This is a genomic window from Vreelandella sp. 162(4c), from assembly GCF_058152265.1.
Map to the genome: position 1 here is coordinate 2,209,210 of NZ_CM176981.1, position 16,311 is coordinate 2,225,520.

Annotated in this window: 20 protein-coding genes, 1 tRNA gene and 1 pseudogene; 12 read left to right on the forward strand and 10 right to left on the reverse strand. The window is 56.3% G+C overall.

The features are described from left to right. Positions 1-50: 50 nt before the first annotated feature. From AC4EYZ_RS10040 to AC4EYZ_RS10055, 4 genes are read right to left on the reverse strand one after another with little or no spacing between them, the layout of a single operon-like run. Positions 51-1,970, reverse strand: a complete 1,920-nt coding sequence (locus tag AC4EYZ_RS10040; RefSeq protein ID WP_022520754.1) for an alkaline phosphatase D family protein — start codon at positions 1,968-1,970, stop codon at positions 51-53. Positions 1,971-1,989: 19 nt separating this feature from the next. Next, on the reverse strand, positions 1,990-3,378 hold the full coding sequence (locus tag AC4EYZ_RS10045) for a sensor histidine kinase (RefSeq protein ID WP_022520755.1): 1,389 nt from the start codon (positions 3,376-3,378) through the stop codon (positions 1,990-1,992). Beyond that, positions 3,375-4,049, reverse strand: coding sequence for a response regulator transcription factor (locus tag AC4EYZ_RS10050; protein WP_022520756.1), 675 nt, complete (start codon positions 4,047-4,049; stop codon positions 3,375-3,377). Before AC4EYZ_RS10050 ends, AC4EYZ_RS10045 begins: the two co-directional genes overlap by 4 nt. A 38-nt stretch (positions 4,050-4,087) precedes the next feature. Beyond that, a complete protein-coding gene (locus tag AC4EYZ_RS10055) occupies positions 4,088-4,447 on the reverse strand; it encodes a PepSY domain-containing protein (protein WP_022520757.1) in 360 nt (119 codons plus the stop codon). A 169-nt stretch (positions 4,448-4,616) separates the two neighbouring features. Here AC4EYZ_RS10055 and AC4EYZ_RS10060 point away from each other — a divergent pair, with 169 nt between their 5' ends. Next, positions 4,617-5,390 (forward strand): DUF1853 family protein, encoded by a 774-nt coding sequence (locus AC4EYZ_RS10060; RefSeq protein WP_022520758.1) that lies wholly within the window; start codon positions 4,617-4,619, stop codon positions 5,388-5,390. Between the two features lie 20 nt (positions 5,391-5,410). Here the strand turns inward: AC4EYZ_RS10060 and proB are convergent, their stop codons facing one another. The 4 genes from proB to rplU form a co-directional block, all read right to left on the reverse strand. Further along, complete coding sequence (gene proB / locus AC4EYZ_RS10065; RefSeq protein ID WP_022520759.1) at positions 5,411-6,550, reverse strand: glutamate 5-kinase; 1,140 nt, start codon at positions 6,548-6,550, stop codon at positions 5,411-5,413. A gap of 181 nt (positions 6,551-6,731) precedes the next feature. Next, positions 6,732-7,919 carry an Obg family GTPase CgtA gene (gene cgtA / locus AC4EYZ_RS10070; RefSeq protein ID WP_022520760.1) on the reverse strand — a complete coding sequence of 396 codons (1,188 nt, stop codon included), beginning with the start codon at positions 7,917-7,919 and terminating at the stop codon, positions 6,732-6,734. 188 nt (positions 7,920-8,107) lie between these two features. Then, the gene (gene rpmA, locus AC4EYZ_RS10075) at positions 8,108-8,365 is read right to left on the reverse strand and encodes a 50S ribosomal protein L27 (protein ID WP_008957069.1); all 258 of its coding nucleotides are present in this window, start codon (positions 8,363-8,365) and stop codon (positions 8,108-8,110) included. 29 nt (positions 8,366-8,394) lie between these two features. Beyond that, a complete protein-coding gene (gene rplU / locus AC4EYZ_RS10080) occupies positions 8,395-8,706 on the reverse strand; it encodes a 50S ribosomal protein L21 (RefSeq protein WP_022520761.1) in 312 nt (103 codons plus the stop codon). A 334-nt stretch (positions 8,707-9,040) separates the two neighbouring features. Here rplU and ispB point away from each other — a divergent pair, with 334 nt between their 5' ends. From ispB to AC4EYZ_RS10115, 7 genes are all read left to right on the forward strand, one after another. Further along, the gene (gene ispB / locus AC4EYZ_RS10085) at positions 9,041-10,045 is read left to right on the forward strand and encodes an octaprenyl diphosphate synthase (RefSeq protein ID WP_009287882.1); all 1,005 of its coding nucleotides are present in this window, start codon (positions 9,041-9,043) and stop codon (positions 10,043-10,045) included. A 100-nt stretch (positions 10,046-10,145) separates the two neighbouring features. Continuing rightward, positions 10,146-10,222, forward strand: a tRNA-Pro gene (locus AC4EYZ_RS10090). 177 nt (positions 10,223-10,399) lie between these two features. Beyond that, positions 10,400-10,570 carry a YlcI/YnfO family protein gene (locus AC4EYZ_RS10095; protein WP_474192713.1) on the forward strand — a complete coding sequence of 57 codons (171 nt, stop codon included), beginning with the start codon at positions 10,400-10,402 and terminating at the stop codon, positions 10,568-10,570. A gap of 330 nt (positions 10,571-10,900) precedes the next feature. Further along, entirely contained in the window at positions 10,901-11,083 is a 183-nt protein-coding gene (locus AC4EYZ_RS10100) for a type II toxin-antitoxin system HicA family toxin (RefSeq protein WP_474192709.1), read from the forward strand. A gap of 39 nt (positions 11,084-11,122) precedes the next feature. Beyond that, positions 11,123-11,542, forward strand: a complete 420-nt coding sequence (locus tag AC4EYZ_RS10105; RefSeq protein WP_022520765.1) for a type II toxin-antitoxin system HicB family antitoxin — start codon at positions 11,123-11,125, stop codon at positions 11,540-11,542. Between the two features lie 295 nt (positions 11,543-11,837). After that, on the forward strand, positions 11,838-12,017 hold the full coding sequence (locus tag AC4EYZ_RS10110; protein WP_474192710.1) for a hypothetical protein: 180 nt from the start codon (positions 11,838-11,840) through the stop codon (positions 12,015-12,017). A gap of 119 nt (positions 12,018-12,136) precedes the next feature. Beyond that, positions 12,137-13,321: an MFS transporter gene (locus tag AC4EYZ_RS10115; protein ID WP_490204246.1), complete on the forward strand. Its 1,185-nt coding sequence runs from the start codon at positions 12,137-12,139 to the stop codon at positions 13,319-13,321. 10 nt (positions 13,322-13,331) lie between these two features. On the opposite strand, the gene AC4EYZ_RS10120 is transcribed toward AC4EYZ_RS10115, so the two are convergent. Together AC4EYZ_RS10120 and AC4EYZ_RS10125 are read right to left on the reverse strand one after the other, a co-directional pair. Beyond that, on the reverse strand, positions 13,332-14,114 hold the full coding sequence (locus AC4EYZ_RS10120) for a sulfite exporter TauE/SafE family protein (RefSeq protein WP_009287879.1): 783 nt from the start codon (positions 14,112-14,114) through the stop codon (positions 13,332-13,334). A 21-nt stretch (positions 14,115-14,135) separates the two neighbouring features. Then, a pseudogene (locus AC4EYZ_RS10125) lies at positions 14,136-14,282 on the reverse strand (helicase C-terminal domain-containing protein); the annotation flags it as partial. 75 nt (positions 14,283-14,357) lie between these two features. Here AC4EYZ_RS10125 and AC4EYZ_RS10130 point away from each other — a divergent pair. From AC4EYZ_RS10130 to AC4EYZ_RS10145, 4 genes are read left to right on the forward strand one after another with little or no spacing between them, the layout of a single operon-like run. Further along, entirely contained in the window at positions 14,358-15,026 is a 669-nt protein-coding gene (locus AC4EYZ_RS10130; protein ID WP_201764700.1) for a beta-ketoacyl synthase chain length factor, read from the forward strand. Further along, a complete protein-coding gene (locus AC4EYZ_RS10135; protein WP_039859951.1) occupies positions 15,023-15,811 on the forward strand; it encodes a lysophospholipid acyltransferase family protein in 789 nt (262 codons plus the stop codon). The genes AC4EYZ_RS10130 and AC4EYZ_RS10135 overlap by 4 nt, the downstream gene beginning before the upstream one ends. Further along, entirely contained in the window at positions 15,783-16,052 is a 270-nt protein-coding gene (locus tag AC4EYZ_RS10140) for a phosphopantetheine-binding protein (protein ID WP_490204247.1), read from the forward strand. Before AC4EYZ_RS10135 ends, AC4EYZ_RS10140 begins: the two co-directional genes overlap by 29 nt. After that, complete coding sequence (locus AC4EYZ_RS10145; RefSeq protein ID WP_085947160.1) at positions 16,042-16,308, forward strand: acyl carrier protein; 267 nt, start codon at positions 16,042-16,044, stop codon at positions 16,306-16,308. Before AC4EYZ_RS10140 ends, AC4EYZ_RS10145 begins: the two co-directional genes overlap by 11 nt. Positions 16,309-16,311 lie beyond the last annotated feature (3 nt).

Sequence of the window (16,311 nt, forward strand, 5' to 3'; positions counted from 1 at the left end):
GCTATAATGACAATCATCAAGGACATCAGTCAGTTGACGCTACACTGACGTTAAATGAGCGGTTTCTCCCGCGCCGGAAAGACCACCTCGCTACCGTCGGCGTCGAGCTGTCGGATATCGATAGGGTGGCCTTTTTCATCCAGCGTTACTAAGCCAATGCCGCTGGCGTTCCACAGCCGTTCACCCGCGCTGGCGCGGTCAGGATCGCGGGGGTGAACGCTTAGTTTGCGGCGCTTGGTGAACCAATTAAGCGGCGACCACGGCGCGTAGAGCCAGCGATTGAGCCGGTCAAAGGTATTGAGCAGGTTTTTGGGAAAGGTGTTTTTGATCCCGCTTGAGGTGATCTGCCACAGATGGGGAGAACGGCGCTGATGACGCACCACAATGTCGTAGACAAACGAGTAGTGCACGTCGCCAGATAGAATCACGTAGTTGCCTGGGGTTTTGGAGTGCTGCCAAATTTGCAGCAGCGTATTGGCCGCTCCCCGGTGAGCCATCCAGTTTTCGGCATCCACCACCAGCGGCTTACCAGCAAGGGTAAACAGCTTTTGGATTCCCTCTATCAACTTGACGCCGAACATCGGTGCGGGAGAGACAATCACCGCACTTTTGGCCCCCATTAGCGCCTGCTGCATTTCCATTAGCGCCTCCCAGTCCATCAAGCCTGAAGGCCGATGCGGGCTGCGTTCGCTGCGCCAGCGCCGGGTGCGGGTATCCAGCACGATTAGTGTGGGAGTGCCGGGCACCTGAAACTCCCAGCCCTGAAAACGCAGCAGCCGCTCAATCAGCCCATCCTGTTCAGCGCAGACTAGCGGTTGGTCGCCATCACCCAGCAGGGTCAAGGCATGGTGGACTAACGGATTCAATTTATCCGGATCGTTACCCCAGGCTTGGCAAAGCAGATAGGCCACCAGGGCGTTACCGATAATTCGCTTAGAGAACGGGTGACCGTAGGCGGCGCGCTCCCAGTCGGCGGTTAGGTTCCAGTCGTCGGTAACGTCGTGGTCATCGAAGATCATCAGGCTGGGCAGGTGCGCCATCACCCGAGCGCATTGGGGCAAGCCTTCAGCAAAGGCATCGATTATCGCCTGCTCCTGACGATAGAGCTCGGCGTCTTTTTCATCTAAGGCAGGCGCTTCAGGGGCAATTACCTGCCAGGGCACCGGTGACCACACCAGGCAGTACATGGCGAGCATTTCTGCCAGCGTCATCAAGTGATTATGGGCGTTCGCCGAGGTAAACACCGGCTTTTTGACACCGCCAAAAAAGCGCTCGCGCAGCGCCACGTTACTGGTCACATCCGGCAACAGTGCAGCACGCCGGTAGTAGCTATCCGGCGAGCGGTAGAGCGCCTGGCTATCGTCGACAGTCGCGCCTTCCAGCCACTCATCCACCAGCCCTAACCGCTCAATCACCGCATGCACGGCGCGTAGCATCGGCCCGGCCACGTCGTCGGCGTACACCTGGTCGCCGGTCATCAGCAGCCAAGCGGGCCACTCGGTGGGCGCTGACTGCTGCTCAGCAAGCCAACTGTCGGCGCGCACCAGGCCATCGGCACTGTCGTGATGGGGCTTGCGGCAGGAGCCATGCATCAGGCGGTGATGGCGGGATGCAATCACAAAGGCAGGATAGGCGGCGCCATCATAACAGAGCCACGGCGCCCACTCGGGCAGAGAGCGCCACTCGCCCTGCTGTGTTTCCACCTGCAGGTCGTACTCGATGCGCTCGTCACAGGGCAGCGCTGACTCAAGCTCACAATCAATTAGGTAGATAAAGGCCCGCTGACCGATGGGGATGCACTGCTGGTGGTGCGCTAAGCCGATTGACTGGCTATCGGCGTGCCCTGGGCGCAGCACTAATGCCATATTCAGTGGCCGAGTGGCGACGAGCCAAAGTACCAGCCGTGTAGTGCTGATACGTCTTAATAGGGGGCCGGCGACTATATCGGGCAGCGTATCTGTACGATTCATTCGGTGCGGTCTCCATTATTTATACGAGACGATTACGAGCGACGACGGGCAGCTCCACCACGACTTTTAACCCACCAGTGCTGGCGCGGCTAAGGTGCAGTTGGCCGCTATACAGAGCGACAAGATCAGTCACAATGGCCAAACCCAAGCCACTGCCCGAACGCTGTTCATCCAACCGTTTACCGCGCTGCACCGCCTGCTGGCACTCTGCTTCGTTCATACCGGGGCCGTCGTCGCTAACGGTCAAGGTTAACTGCTGCCCGTCACTCTCTAGCTGTAGCTGCACATCGCTATGCGCCCAGCGCAGCGCGTTATCCATTAAGTTACCCACCAGCTCTTGAATATCCTGCCCATCCATATGGACTTTAATCTCACCCGCCCAGGTTTGGCGCAGCTCAATGCCACGCCGCTGGGCAAGCCTGGCCAGCCCATTGAGCAGCGGCGCCAGGGTGGCATGTAAATCAATGGGCGCAAAGCGAACGCCTTCGCCCGCCGCTGAAGCGCGTGCCAAATGATGACGTACCGCACTATCCACGCGTTCTAGCTCAACCTCCCAGGCGGCTCGGTTCGCTTCCGGCAACTGGCGTAGCTGCAGGCGCATCACGCTCAGCGGGGTTTTCAGCGCATGGGCAAGGTTGCCAGCGGTATGGCGGCCACGCTCAATCAAGCGCTGATCGCGGGCCAGCACCGCGTTCATTGAGGCAGCAAGCGTTGCCAGCTCGTCGGGCAAGCGGGTATCTAACTGCTCGGCGCGCCCCTGCTCCACCTCATGCAGGTTGGCATGCATGCGGCGCAGTGGCGCTAGCCCCCAGCGTACCTGGAGCGCCAATACGCCAAGCAACAACACGCCCAGGCCCACTAAACCGCCCCACAGCAGGCGCTGAAATTCGCCAATGTCCCGGGCCAACACATCGTCCCGGGCGGCGACGCTAATATGTAGCGGCGTTTCTAACGGCGCCAAATAGATATCACGCTCCACCACGCGCAGCGACTGCCCCCGAGGGCCAGGTATCGAGCGAGCGCTAAGAGTGTCGCTATCAATCACCGGCAGGCGCTGATCCCACAGCGAGCGCGAGGCCAACGTATGCTGCTCGCCATCGGTGATTTGCCAATACCAGCCGGAGTAGACATTGTCAAAACGCGGGTCGCCCAGCGCCCGGTCATGGACAAGCTGTTGCTCTATGCGGTCGTAGGTAACGCCCGCCATGATGACGTTGAGGGTGGCCCCCAGGCGCTCATCAAAGGCCTGAGTAGCCGAGGCACGGTAATGATGAGAAAGCAGCGTGCCCGCAACGGGCAGCGCCAGCCCTATCATCACTAGCACCGCCAGCAGTAGCCGCAGGCTTATAGAGCGCTTTGCCCAGCGCCTTACCCAAAGTTCAGGCCAGACCGAATTGAGTCGACTCATTCGGTAGCGGGCTCTTCTGCTAATAAGCGATAGCCCTGGCCACGCAGGGTGGCAATTCGCCAACTGCCCAACTTACGCCGCAGGCGGCTGACCTGAACATCAATCACGTTGGAGTCCGGCTCGTGGTCGCGGTCATAAACGTGCTCCGAGAGCTCGGTGCGGCTCACCACCCGCGGTGCGGCGTGCATTAAATAGCCCAGCAGTCGGGTTTCCTGGGCGGTTAATCCCACCGGACGCCCTGCCAAGGTGACGTGCTGGGTGTGGGTATCCAAACTCAGCTCACCCACTTTCAGTACTGGATGGGCATGGCCGTGGCTGCGGCGCACAAGGGCGCGCAGGCGAAACAGTACTTCCGCGGGCTCAAAGGGTTTTGTGACGTAGTCATCCGCCCCGGCAGTAAAACCCGCGGCTTTATCGGCCCAGCGTTCCCGGGCGGTAAGGATCAGCACCGGCAGGTCGATACCATCTTCCCGCCATGCCGAAAGCCAGCGAGTGCCATCGCCATCGGGTAGTCCGACATCCAGAATCAGCGTGTCGTAGGCTTCCGTGCGTACCAGAAAATCGGCATCCTGACCGTTAGCCGCATGCTCTACAAGCCAGTCGCCATCGCGCAACGCTTGGCTAAGCTCGCGAGCCAGCGCCTGGTCGTCCTCTACCAACAAACACTTCATCGGCTAACTACCCTTTTTTGGCAAGTGACATCAACAGGCTAGCGGCGCATATCATTGATACGCACCCCTTCAATGGCCATTAATTGGCCGTTATGGCCATCAAACTCGAACTCGACAACTTGGCCCTGGGGGCCAAGCAATTTGATCTCATACTCGACATAACCCCCTTCACGTTCCACCTCAACCTCCAGCACTTCCCCTATATAGTGCGCTTCCAGCCAGTCCAAAATAGTGTCGAGCGGCACGACCTCACCGCGGCGCACTTCGCCGTGTAGCGACTCCCAATGCTGGTCACCCACCGCGCTACCCGCCAGCAACAGCACCAAGGCTAACCCAGTGACGTTGCGACGAGGGACGCTGCGCAGTAGCTTTTTAAAGTGGCGTAGGATTTTACTCATAGGGTCAGCATGCCAAAGGCAACATGAACGTTAGATGAACAGCTTTGTCAGCTTAAGGAAAGTATCGGGGTGGTATAAATTCCCTGTCGCATTCGCTGAATGCCGTTTATTCACTATTGTATAAACATTGACGTACAGACATTCTCGTACAGATACGTAAAGAAGGAATTTGGGCCATTACCACGAACGCCTGTGGCATATGCTGTTAGATCACGCACCGAATACACGGCTGCTCGCCCGGAACGTGCGCATCACCCGCCAGCGCAACACCCTGGGCGAGCTGGATATGCTGTATAGAACCCGCGACAATCCGGCACCGATACATTTAGAAGTCGCTATTAAGTTCTACCTGGGGCTGCCCGAAGGGCCTGGGGCAGCCAATAGTCAAAGCCGCTGGATTGGCCCCGGCGGGTTAGACAGCCTGGCGCTTAAGTGCTCTCACCTCAGACGTCATCAGCTCCCCCTTTCCACCACGGCGTCGGCGCTGGAAACGCTTACGCATTGGCTAACGCCACGGGATCTGGGTGTTTCTGATCTGCGTTTAGGCGAGCAGTTAACCCAGCGGTTGGCGATGCCCGGCGTACTTTACTACCCCTGGCACGCCGCCATGCCAGCGCCCGAAGGCGCGACGGCAGACCATCGCCGAGGCACCTGGTGCTACTTACGTGACTGGCCTGCGCTGGCAGCCCGGTTTCCCGCCATGCCGCGCATGGCGTGGTTGGAAAAACCTCACTGGTTGGCACCGCCGCCCCTCAGCGCTTTTCGCCCTGCGGCGGAGCAGTTGCCCGCCATTATCGAAAAGGTTCACGCCTGGCGCTCACCCCAGCAAGTGATGCTGTGCTTCTCAGAGCGGGAGCACAATGAACAACGCTACGAGCGGCTATTTTTGGTACCTGATGACTGGCCCCGGCAAGTGCCTCTACCGCCCCGCATTCGGGACTGAAAAACGACCAGAAGAAGCCTCTATATCACGACAAGGTTATCGCGATGGATCAGTTCATGGGCTTCTACGTAGCCGAGGATGGCTTCGATCTGGTGGCTGGGCTGGCCCGCCAATTGGCGGGCTTCAGCAGCACCATAGTTGACCAAGCCTTTGGCCACTGACGCACCCTGCTCATCCACGCACACCACCATATCGCCGCGTTTGAAACCGCCCTGTACGTCGCGCACGCCCACTGCCAGCAGGCTTGAGCCTTTATCGCGCAATACTTTGACTGCTCCCGCATCCAGCACCAGCGTACCACGCACCTGCAGTTGACCCGCCAGCCAGCGCTTGCGCGCCGCCATGGGCACTTGGTCAGGACGCAGCAGCGTGCCTAGCGCTTCGCCCGACATTATCCGGTTGATAACGTCAGGCTGGCGGCCACTGGCAATCACCGTGACCGCCCCGGAGCGCGCCGCCAACTGCGCCGCGCGCACCTTGGTGGTCATACCACCCCGCCCCAGCGCGCCACCGCTACCTGCCACGGCGGCTAAGCGCGGGTCGTCGGCGCGCCCTTCGGCAATCATCTGGGCATCGGGGTTGTGCCGTGGGTCGGCGTCAAACAGGCCTTCCTGGTCGGTCAATAGCAGCAGAGCATCCGCTTCCAGTAAGTTAGCAACCAGCGCGCCTAACGTGTCGTTGTCGCCAAAGCGAATCTCATCGGTGACCACGGTGTCGTTTTCATTGATCACCGGCACCACGCGCATCTCTACCAACGTACGCAGCGCTGAGAGCGCATTCAGGTAGCGCTTGCGGTTGGAAAGATCATCATGAGTAAGCAGAATCTGCGCGGTGAGCATGTCGTGGCGGGCAAAGTGCTGCTCGTAGCATTGGGTCAGGCCATTTTGGCCTACCGCCGCAGCCGCCTGCAGTTCATGCACGGCGCTGGGGCGCACCTGCCAGCCAAGACGCACCATGCCAGCCGCCACGGCGCCGGAAGAGACCAGCACCACTTCAATCCCCTTCTGGTGCAAAGCGGCAATTTGATCCACCCAACCACCGATGGCGGGTTCGTCCAGGCCGCGGCCATCGTTAGTCAGCAGCGCACTACCAATCTTCACCACGACCCGCCGTGCACGGCTTAGCGCGCTGCGGCCCAGGATTTGCTCGTTACTTTCCATGCGACCCACCTCAATCAGACGCTAACAACTTAATCAGGCACTCATCACTAAATCAGATACTCACCACTAAATCAGCCACGTGCAACTTAATAAGACGCCCATAAAAGGGGCCGCGCGAACGCAGCCCCTTTTTGAATACTACCGATTTTAGCTGACTACCGAATGCACCCGCTTAATACCACTAAGGGGCGTATTCGACTTCAACGTCGTAATCATCGTCGTCGAAATCTTCGTCATCTTCATCGTCCCGCTTACGCCGACGGCCCAGGCGAGCTTCGGTACGCGCAACCGACTCTTCTTCCATGCGGCGACGCATCTCTTCTTCACGGGCCAACGCCTCTTCATCTTCGTGCTCAAGGCGGCGCTGCTCGGTCAACCAGCGGTAAGCCGCCTGAACCAGTTTATCGGTGCCGTCGCTGCTGATCGCCGAAATACGGAATACCGGGCCTTCCCAGTTGAGCGCCTGAATAATCTTCTGGGCGCGCTCTTCGCGCTCATCTTCCGGCAGCAGGTCAAACTTGTTCAGCACCAGCCAGCGCGGCCGCTCAGAAAGCGCCGGGGAGAACTGCCCCAACTCGTGAACAATCGCCTTCGCCGCTTCCACCGGATCGGATTCATCAAACGGTGCCACATCGACCACGTGGAATAGCAGCCGCGTGCGGGTTAAGTGCTTCAAGAAGCGCAACCCTAAACCGGCGCCATCAGAGGCTCCTTCAATCAAGCCGGGTACATCGGCCATTACGAAGTGCTCGTGCATACCCAGTTTTACCACGCCCAAGTTGGGCACTAAGGTCGTGAACGGGTAGTTGGCAACCTTGGGCTTGGCGGCAGACACCGAACGAATCAGCGTCGATTTACCCGCGTTGGGCATGCCCAGCAGGCCGACATCGGCCATCACTTTCATTTCCAGGCGCAGGTTGCGGCGATCACCGTCGGTGCCCGTTGTGGTACGGCGCGGTGCGCGGTTGGTAGACGATTTAAAGTGGATGTTACCCAATCCACGCCGACCACCTTCGCCCACCAGCACCACCTGGCCAATTTCGGTCACATCGGCGATGACTTCCAGGGTGTCTTCATCAATCACCGTGGTACCCACCGGCACTTTGACGTGCAGGTCTTCACCGGCCTTGCCGCTCATTTGACGGCCCATGCCGCCCTGCCCGTTCTGGGCTTTATAGAAGCGCTGGAATTTAAAATCGATCAAAGTGTTAAGAGCATCGTCACCAATTAGGTAAACGCTACCACCATGACCGCCATCGCCCCCATCGGGGCCGCCCCTGGGCACATATTTTTCGCGGCGAAAGCTCAGACAGCCATTGCCGCCTTTGCCCGCCTCAACAATAATCGAGGCTTCATCGACGAACTGCATTGGATTCTCCCGGCCGCTTCCGCCGCCCTAATATATGCACTACTTTTTCTCCAACCCTTTATTCCCACCAGTATCTTGGTAAAACCCAGCATTCTGGTAAAGCGTATTGGAAAAGAGATTTAACCGACAAAAAAGCCCCGCCATAGCGGGGCCTTTTTTCTCGCAACCGCGAGCATAGCACTAGCCGTTTAGGCAGAAACGATGCTAACGAACTTGCGGTTTTTCGGGCCTTTGGTCTCAAACTTCACAAAACCGTCGCTCAGTGCAAACAGTGTGTGGTCACGACCAAGGCCTACGCCCGTGCCCGCGTGGAAACGCGTGCCGCGCTGACGCACGATGATGTTACCCGCAGTCGCCGCTTGGCCACCGAAGAGTTTTACACCTAAGCGTTTGGACTCGGAATCGCGACCGTTACGCGTGGAGCCGGCTGCCTTTTTATGTGCCATTGCAAAATCCTCCTAAGGGAATTGACCGCTTACGCAGAAATTCCGGTAATTTTGACTTCAGTGAACCACTGGCGGTGGCCCTGACGCTTCATGTGGTGCTTACGACGACGGAACTTGATGATGGTGACTTTATCGCCGCGCCCGTGGGAAACCACTTCGGCAGAGACTTTAGCACCACTGATCATCGGCGCACCGATGTTGAAGTCATCGCCGTCAGCGACCATCAGCACTTCGTCAAACTCAATCGTTTCGCCGGTAGCGACTTCGATTTTCTCGAGCTTGAGGGTTTGACCTTCTTGAACGCGGTACTGCTTACCACCGCTTTTGATAACTGCGTACATGTCGCTCTCCGGACTGTCGTTAATGCCGTTCTAACGGTTAAACGGCACTCATCTCCTACGCTCTTTCGAGTCGTGCTCTTATCGACCTGCTGCGAGTGGCGCCCCTTTTGGAGCCATCTGACAGGGAGCAAGATGAGTGGGTCGCGGATTATAACGACTATCTTCTCTTACCACAAGACCATAGGCCGTTGTCAATTGACACGACCATCTCCTTATAACGGCATATCATAGCGTGACCACAGCGCGTGTCTTGACGCCTAACAGGCAGCCCCATAGCATGACCTCCACTATGGGCGGGAGTTACCGCCTCAATCTGCCGCGATGAACGTATCCCATGACCGCTAACGTCTCCTCAGCCCAGCCTGACAGCCCAACGCCTTCACCGCTGCATGCCGTGGTGGCCGATGATTTCGCAGCCGTCAATCGGACAATTGTCGAGCAGCTCAATTCTAAAGTGCCACTGGTTGAAACGATCGGCCAGTACATCACCGAAAGCGGCGGCAAGCGCTTGCGCCCTTTACTGGCACTCCTAGCCGCCCGCTCCCTCGACTACACCGGCGACAAGCATATTCCGCTGGCCACATTAATAGAGTTTATGCACACCTCCACGCTGCTACACGATGACGTGGTGGATGAATCGCATATGCGCCGGGGCAAGAAAACCGCCAACGACGCCTGGGGCAATGCGCCCTCGGTACTGGTCGGCGACTTCCTCTACGCCCGCTCGTTTCAGATGATGGTCGATGTGGGCTCGATGCGCATTATGGCGATCCTTTCCGGTGCTACCTGCATCATCGCGGAAGGGGAAGTGCTGCAGTTGACCAACATCGGCAACCCCAGCATCTCCGAAGAGGACTACTTCGAGACCATTTTGGGCAAAACCGCCATGCTGTTTGAAGCGGCTTCCCACAGCGGTGCTGTGCTGGCAGAAGCAACGCCGGAACAGGAGCGCGCTCTCCAATATTATGGCCGCTACTTAGGTCTCGCCTTTCAGTTGATCGATGACCTGCTGGATTACCAGGGCGACGCCGATGCCATGGGCAAAAACGTTGGCGACGACCTAGCCGAAGGCAAGCCGACACTGCCGCTGATCCACGCCATGGAGCAAGGTACGCCGGAACAGGCCAAGCTGATTCGCCAGGTGATTCGCGATGGCGGGCTTGAGCAGCTCGACGCCGTGCTGGAAATTATTCACGCCACCGGCGCACTCGACTATACCCGCCAGCGCGCCGAAGAGATGGCCGATAAAGCCCTGCAGCAACTGGACGCCCTACCGCCCAGCGTCTACCGCGACAGCATGGCCCAATTGGCCCGCTTAGCGGTTGATCGCCAAGCATAAAAATTGCTAGATCACACCGCCGAGGACTTGAAAAAACACCTCTGGCTAAGTATGATCCACCTCCGTTGTTGAGCACAGATAAGCATTGCTCGGCAACCTTCGGAATATAGCTCAGCTTGGTAGAGCGCTGCCTTCGGGAGGCAGAGGTCGTAGGTTCGAATCCTGCTATTCCGACCAAAAAATTTAGAAAAAACGGCCACTTAGCTAATATAGCAAGTGGCCGTTTTTTTATTTGCAGTAGCTCCAGGTTCCAAGCAGAAACATTAGGGGCTAGCAGCAAATGGCTAATACATCGCATACGCCGATAGCGTTGCCAGGCTACGCGACGAAGGCAAAATCTCGCTGCGTATTTTTCTGGATGAATGCCAAAAGCGCGGCATTAAACCCACCAAGTCCTACTCTGGCAAGTTTCAGGTGCGTCTACCGGAAGAACTGCACAAACACGCCGTCGACGCCGCCACGACCAAAGGACAAAGCCTTAATCAGTTTGTAACCACCGCTATCGAACACGAACTTTCTGTTTAAGCAATTCAGCCGCTTCATTTTCCCAATACCCTGTTTTAAAAACATAATCCCCGGCCATCCAATGGCCGATGGTCTTTGGTATCCGTCTCCTTACAGAAAAGCTGGCTCCTTCCAGCTCGCGCATCCAAGCGTCATAGCCAGCTCCTCAAGCCCCCATTGATGTAAGCCATTGCCGACAAGATTTGTAAAAGATCTCTTACACCGATAATCACCGGATAATCGGCGGAACCACCCATTGAGTAAACTGGGGTTATCAGGGTTATAGAAGTTGACCCTTTTTAAATTGTGGGGTTATAGTAACCCCAATAATTAACAGCACAGGGGCAGGAGGTGGATAGCAGAACACTGATAAAAGAACTGAAGAAAGATGGCTGGGAGTTGGTCAGAGTCAACGGCAGCCACTGCCACTTCAGGCACCCTACCAAGCCCGGCACGGTCACCGTGCCACATCCTAAAAAGGATTTGAAAACGGGCTTGGTAAGAGCAATCAGAAAAAGCGCCGGCCTCTTATGAGGTTGGCCACTGCTGCCCCCCCATAAAGGAGATCAACGTATGTTGTTTCCCATTGCAATTGAGCGCGGCGACGAACAGCACGCCTATGGCGTCGTAGTACCCGATCTTAACGGCTGCTTTTCAGCGGGCGACACCTTTGAAGAGGCGTTAGCCAATGTGAAAGCAGCGATCGAGGGATGGCTGGAAGTAGCCGTGGACTATGGCGACCCCATTCCCGAAGCAACGTCTATTGAGCACCACATGGACAACCCTGAATACGCCGGCTGGATCTGGGCGGTGGTGGATATCGACCTGACCCCCTATCTGGGCAAAAGCCACAAGATCAACGTCACATTACCTGATTTACTGGTTAAGCAAATTGACGACTTTGTGGCCAGCCACCCCGGCGACAAAACCCGCTCGGGCTTTCTCTCCCGCGTCGCCATGGCCGAACTGGCCAGAGCACGCAAAGGCGCATAACCCAAGATAAACAAGACCCCCAGCCACTCCACATGGCCGAGGGTTTTTATTGCCGCATTATTCTGGCGAAGCGTTTCCGCAACGCGTGCTCTTAGGCGACACTTTCACTATGGCAAAGTTTTGCTAAGTTGCAAACAAGTAATTTAACGTTACGTGATGTAATAGCTCGCCTACACCGCCCAACACCTGGCTTGCCTTACCACCACCCCTTGAACTGCTGTGCGGTCACAAAACAGCCCTGGCCACCATTTGTTGGCACGCATCAACAGTACGACCAAGTAAATGCGGAGACTGTATGATGAATATCCAGCCTATCCATAACGATGCCGATCCTGATCGTGCATTTGCTCGCCTAGAAGAGCTATGGGCCGCAGATGCTGATACTCCAGAGGCTGATGAGCTTGAGGCACTCTCCTTGCTCATCAAGAGATATGAAGATGACCGCTACCCCGTCGGTTCTTCCCATAGCGCTTAACGGTTCGTAGCCGAGCCTGACTGCTTGAGAAGTAGAAGGTAAAAAACACAAACATAGCACGCTAACAAACATGCTACGATTAGCGTTTGTGCTCTTCACTCTCTCCCCCTCCTCTTGATATGGACAAGACTATTAGCCAATTAACGCATATTAAGGCCGTACTACTGTTTGCCAGCACCATGACCGTGATGTCGGGGGCAATTATCGCGCCTGCACTGCCGGGCATCAGCCGCCATTTTCCCGACCAGCCCCAGGTAGTGATTCAGCTGATTCTGACCCTGCCTGCGCTGATGATTACGCTGTTCAGTCCACTGATGGGCTATCTTGCTGACCGGTTTGGGCGCAAGAAATTGCTGCTGATGATGCTGGGCATCTACGGTTTTGCCGGGGGCGCGGGCTTTTTCATTGATCGCGTGGATCTGCTATTAAGCTCCCGCGCACTGATGGGGATTGCGGTAGCCGGTATTCTCAGTATCAGTACCACGCTGGTGGGGGATTATTTTGACAGCTCCGAACGCGCCCGTTTTTTGGGGCTGCAAAGCAGCTGCATGGCGCTGGGCGGGGTAATCTTTATTAACCTAGGCGGGCTACTTTCCGACTGGAGTTGGCGCGGTCCGTTTTTACTCTATATGACTGGTGTGCTGCTGCTTCCCTATGCCTGGGCGATTCTCCAAGAGCCTCGATCCAGTGATGGTGCCAGCCGCGATACAAGCGATGCGCCGGTAACGGTGGACTACGGACGTACCGTTCTTGCTTACCTGATCGCCATGATCAGCATGACCATGTTTTATATGTTTCCCGCGCAGCTGCCCTTTCTGCTTTCCCAGCAGGGCCAGATTAGCGGCATGGCGATCGGCGTGGCGCTCTCGATGGCAGCCCTGACGGCCAGCATCGTGGCGTTTTGCTATGGTTACTACAAGCCGTTCCTGTCGGTGATGACAATCTATGTGCTCGGCTTTTTCCTGGCGGCAGCCGGTTTTTTGGTGGTGGGCTTCACCCAGAGTTACGCCATGGCCATCGTGGGTGCGGCGATCTCCGGATTTGGCCTTGGCGCCTTCATGCCCAATACCACCACGTGGCTGATGCGGATCACTCCTCAGCGAGTACGGGGCCGGGTATTTGGCGGTTTTACCTCAACCTTCTTTTTTGGCCAGTTTATCTCCCCGGTGGTGGTCGCCCCGGCGGTGATCTGGCTGGAGTCGTTGCGTAACGTGTTTACCGGCATGGCAGTCGTGTGCGGCCTGCTGGCCGTTGTCCTGATCATTCTAGGCAAGACGACGCTAAAGGCCGACAGCCAGCTTTGAGCATCAGCACTTACGCGGGCGGGTGAATCAACCCCACGACACTGACAAGAATCAGCACCGCGCCCAGCACACGAAAGAACAGCCCGGTGTTCGCTTTGAGCATATAGCGATGGGCTTTCTCGCCCACCAAATGGCCGATAAAGGCACAGGGCAGCAGCCACAGCTGGTGAATTAACTGAAGATCCACGCCTGCAATCAGGAACGAGACCATCTTGATCATCACCAGGATAAACCACAGCACAAACATGGTATCCCGCAGTTGCTCTTTGGCGACGTGAGTGGCGAATACCGCCACAATCAACGGCGCGCCAATCAGCGACGTACCGCTGACATACCCACCAAGCGCCAGCAGCACGTAGTCCACGTACTTGTTCTTGCTTTTGAACGGCTTATTCAATACATAGCCAATGGCATAGATGATCACAATGCCGAAAATGATACTGGTCATGACTTGTGCGGGCAGCGTTAACAGCCCCACTACCCCAATCAGCTTGGGGATGATCATGATTTTCAAGGCTTTGGTTAAATAACCCCAATCGATATTACTCTCTGGCGATGTGGTGCCCACGCCCGCTTGCTGTAGCTGGCGATGCCCACTCCAGGCGATCCAACTGGAGAAAATCAGCAGGTGAATGGCAATAATCGGCAAAAATACCAGTGGCTCGTTGACGACCAAAAGTAGGAAAGGCAGTGCCAGCACGGCACCGCCAAAGCCCAGGCTGGTTCGCACAAAACCGCTCCAGGCAAAAATTAGCCCGATCAGCGCATACTGGTACCAGAGTAGATCTGTCATGGTTCGCGTTAGGATCCTAAGTTAGGGGTGGATACCTCCCAGCGTCCACCAACGTGGCAATAGCGCACGTACGCTGGCCTGGGCAAAACGATCATCCATTAATACCACAACCCCTTGATCTTCTGGACTGCGAATAACGCGACCTGCGGCCTGCACCACTTTGATCATGCTAACTAAGTCTGCTTTCATAGCCCCCTCAATTAAGTTAAAGTGGCCGACTTTTTTGGGTGGGTCGTTAGAACTGTGTCTTTTTCCCTATATCTCGAAGATTGGCGGGGTTGGCTTCCTGAAGGGGCGATTACCACCAGCAAACCAAGCTGGCGAATCTCGGCTCAGTTGGGCAAAGGGATGCCGGCCATGCTGCGACGGCGTCTTGATGACACGGGCCGTGCCACCTGCGACATCCTTCGAGAATTGGATCCAGAGGCCGGCTTGCCCTTAGTGCATGCCTCACGACATGGGGGCACTGCCGATACGTTGGCGATGCTTGAAAACTTGCAAGGCGGCCACCCTGTCTCCCCAACCCGTTTTTCAATGTCGGTGCATAATGCAATTTTGGGTGTTCACTCCATCTCTCAGTCTCATCACCGGCCTTTACAGGCGCTAGGCGCCTGTGGCGATGAGTTTGACGCGCTACTTTACGAGTCATTCGGATATCTCATGGAAGGATATCCTGCCGTTATTGCCGCTTTCTCAGAAAGCCCTTTGCCCTCTGCTTATCAAGGGTGTACTGAGCATCCCGGTACGGCATGCGTTGTTGGCATGCGATTAACGCTGAACCAGGGACGACAACTAACAGCTACAAAGCCAACGCATTGTGCTTACCCAACGCCTATCACAGTAATGAACTGGCTTAATGGAGATGCTCCCTTCCTGGATGGTAGGAGTCGCTGGCAGTTGAGGCAGGAATGAATATACATAGATGGTACCGCGGATTGGGCACCGCTCTTTCTTTCACAGCCTTCGGAGTCGGTGGCCTTTTTATTGGTTTAGTGGTTGCCCCGTTGCTGAGCCTCTGTGTGCGTGACACCGAGCGGCGCCATTATTTAGCACGGCGCCTTATCCAGTGTTGCTTCTTAGCTTTTATCAAGATGATGCAGGGCCTTGGAGTCCTCGATTACCGCCTAGGCAACAAGGAACGGCTAATGCGTCCTGGGTTATTAGTGATAGCCAACCATCCGTCACTGATCGATGTCGTTTTCCTATTGGCTCATACGCCCCATGCCAATTGCATTGTTAAGGGTCGGCTGGCTCGCAACCTTTTTACGCGGGGGCCAATTCATGCGGCAGGTTATATCACCAACGACACCCCCGAAGCAGTACTCGACGCAGCACGTGAGAGCCTACGGAAAGGGAATTCGCTAATCCTGTTTCCCGAAGGCACCCGTACCAGCCCGCAACGTCCGATCAAATTCCGACGCGGTGGGGCAAACATTGCATTACGCACAGAGACAGCGATCACACCAGTACTGATACGCTGCACGCCAACAACACTGACCAAAGGTGAACCTTGGTATCACATCCCAGCCACCAAAGTCAGGATGGAGCTTCACGTACTCGACGATTTGCCCGTTACATCAGATAGCCAACAGCCGACCGGGCAGCTCGCTAGACAACTAACACAACGGCTGAGCGATCACTTCAACCGGGAATTGGATCACTTTCATCATGAGCGAAACCTGCAATCTGACGCTTGAGCTCAAGCGCCTGATCATTGACACGCTAGAGCTTGAAGATATCAATCCTAGCGATATCGACTCTAACGCCCCTTTATTTGGCGAAGGCCTCGGGCTCGACTCCATTGATGCCCTCGAACTCGGCTTGGCACTTCAAAAGCAGTACGGCATCAAGCTGGACTCCGAAGCCGAGGAAACCCGTCGTCATTTTGCTAGCCTGGCAAGCCTACAGGCACTGGTGGAGGCCCGTCGTGACAATTGAAACCGCTGACAGTAACCACGAACAGATACTGGCGCATATCCGCAAAACACTGGTCGAGTTATTTGACCTCAGTGCCGATGACGTTCAACCCAAAGCGCGCCTCTACGAAGACCTCGACATCGACAGCATTGATGCGGTGGATTTGGTTGTTGAACTCAAGCAGTTCACGGGGCGACGTATCAAACCCGATGACTTTAAGTCAGTGCGTACCATCGATGATGTCGTCAATGTCGTCGAACAATTGATGCAACGATAAGAG

Coding starts and splice junctions, on each gene's coding strand:
- AC4EYZ_RS10040 (WP_022520754.1), bottom strand. CDS start 1,970: ATGAATCGTACAGATACGCTGCCCGATATAGTCGCCGGCCCCCTATTA.
- cgtA (WP_022520760.1), bottom strand. CDS start 7,919: ATGCAGTTCGTCGATGAAGCCTCGATTATTGTTGAGGCGGGCAAAGGC.
- AC4EYZ_RS10140 (WP_490204247.1), top strand. CDS start 15,783: ATGAGCGAAACCTGCAATCTGACGCTTGAGCTCAAGCGCCTGATCATT.
- AC4EYZ_RS10055 (WP_022520757.1), bottom strand. CDS start 4,447: ATGAGTAAAATCCTACGCCACTTTAAAAAGCTACTGCGCAGCGTCCCT.
- proB (WP_022520759.1), bottom strand. CDS start 6,550: ATGGAAAGTAACGAGCAAATCCTGGGCCGCAGCGCGCTAAGCCGTGCA.
- AC4EYZ_RS10110 (WP_474192710.1), top strand. CDS start 11,838: ATGATGAATATCCAGCCTATCCATAACGATGCCGATCCTGATCGTGCA.
- rpmA (WP_008957069.1), bottom strand. CDS start 8,365: ATGGCACATAAAAAGGCAGCCGGCTCCACGCGTAACGGTCGCGATTCC.
- AC4EYZ_RS10045 (WP_022520755.1), bottom strand. CDS start 3,378: ATGAGTCGACTCAATTCGGTCTGGCCTGAACTTTGGGTAAGGCGCTGG.
- AC4EYZ_RS10115 (WP_490204246.1), top strand. CDS start 12,137: ATGGACAAGACTATTAGCCAATTAACGCATATTAAGGCCGTACTACTG.
- AC4EYZ_RS10105 (WP_022520765.1), top strand. CDS start 11,123: ATGTTGTTTCCCATTGCAATTGAGCGCGGCGACGAACAGCACGCCTAT.
- rplU (WP_022520761.1), bottom strand. CDS start 8,706: ATGTACGCAGTTATCAAAAGCGGTGGTAAGCAGTACCGCGTTCAAGAA.
- AC4EYZ_RS10050 (WP_022520756.1), bottom strand. CDS start 4,049: ATGAAGTGTTTGTTGGTAGAGGACGACCAGGCGCTGGCTCGCGAGCTT.
- ispB (WP_009287882.1), top strand. CDS start 9,041: ATGACCGCTAACGTCTCCTCAGCCCAGCCTGACAGCCCAACGCCTTCA.
- AC4EYZ_RS10120 (WP_009287879.1), bottom strand. CDS start 14,114: ATGACAGATCTACTCTGGTACCAGTATGCGCTGATCGGGCTAATTTTT.
- AC4EYZ_RS10135 (WP_039859951.1), top strand. CDS start 15,023: ATGAATATACATAGATGGTACCGCGGATTGGGCACCGCTCTTTCTTTC.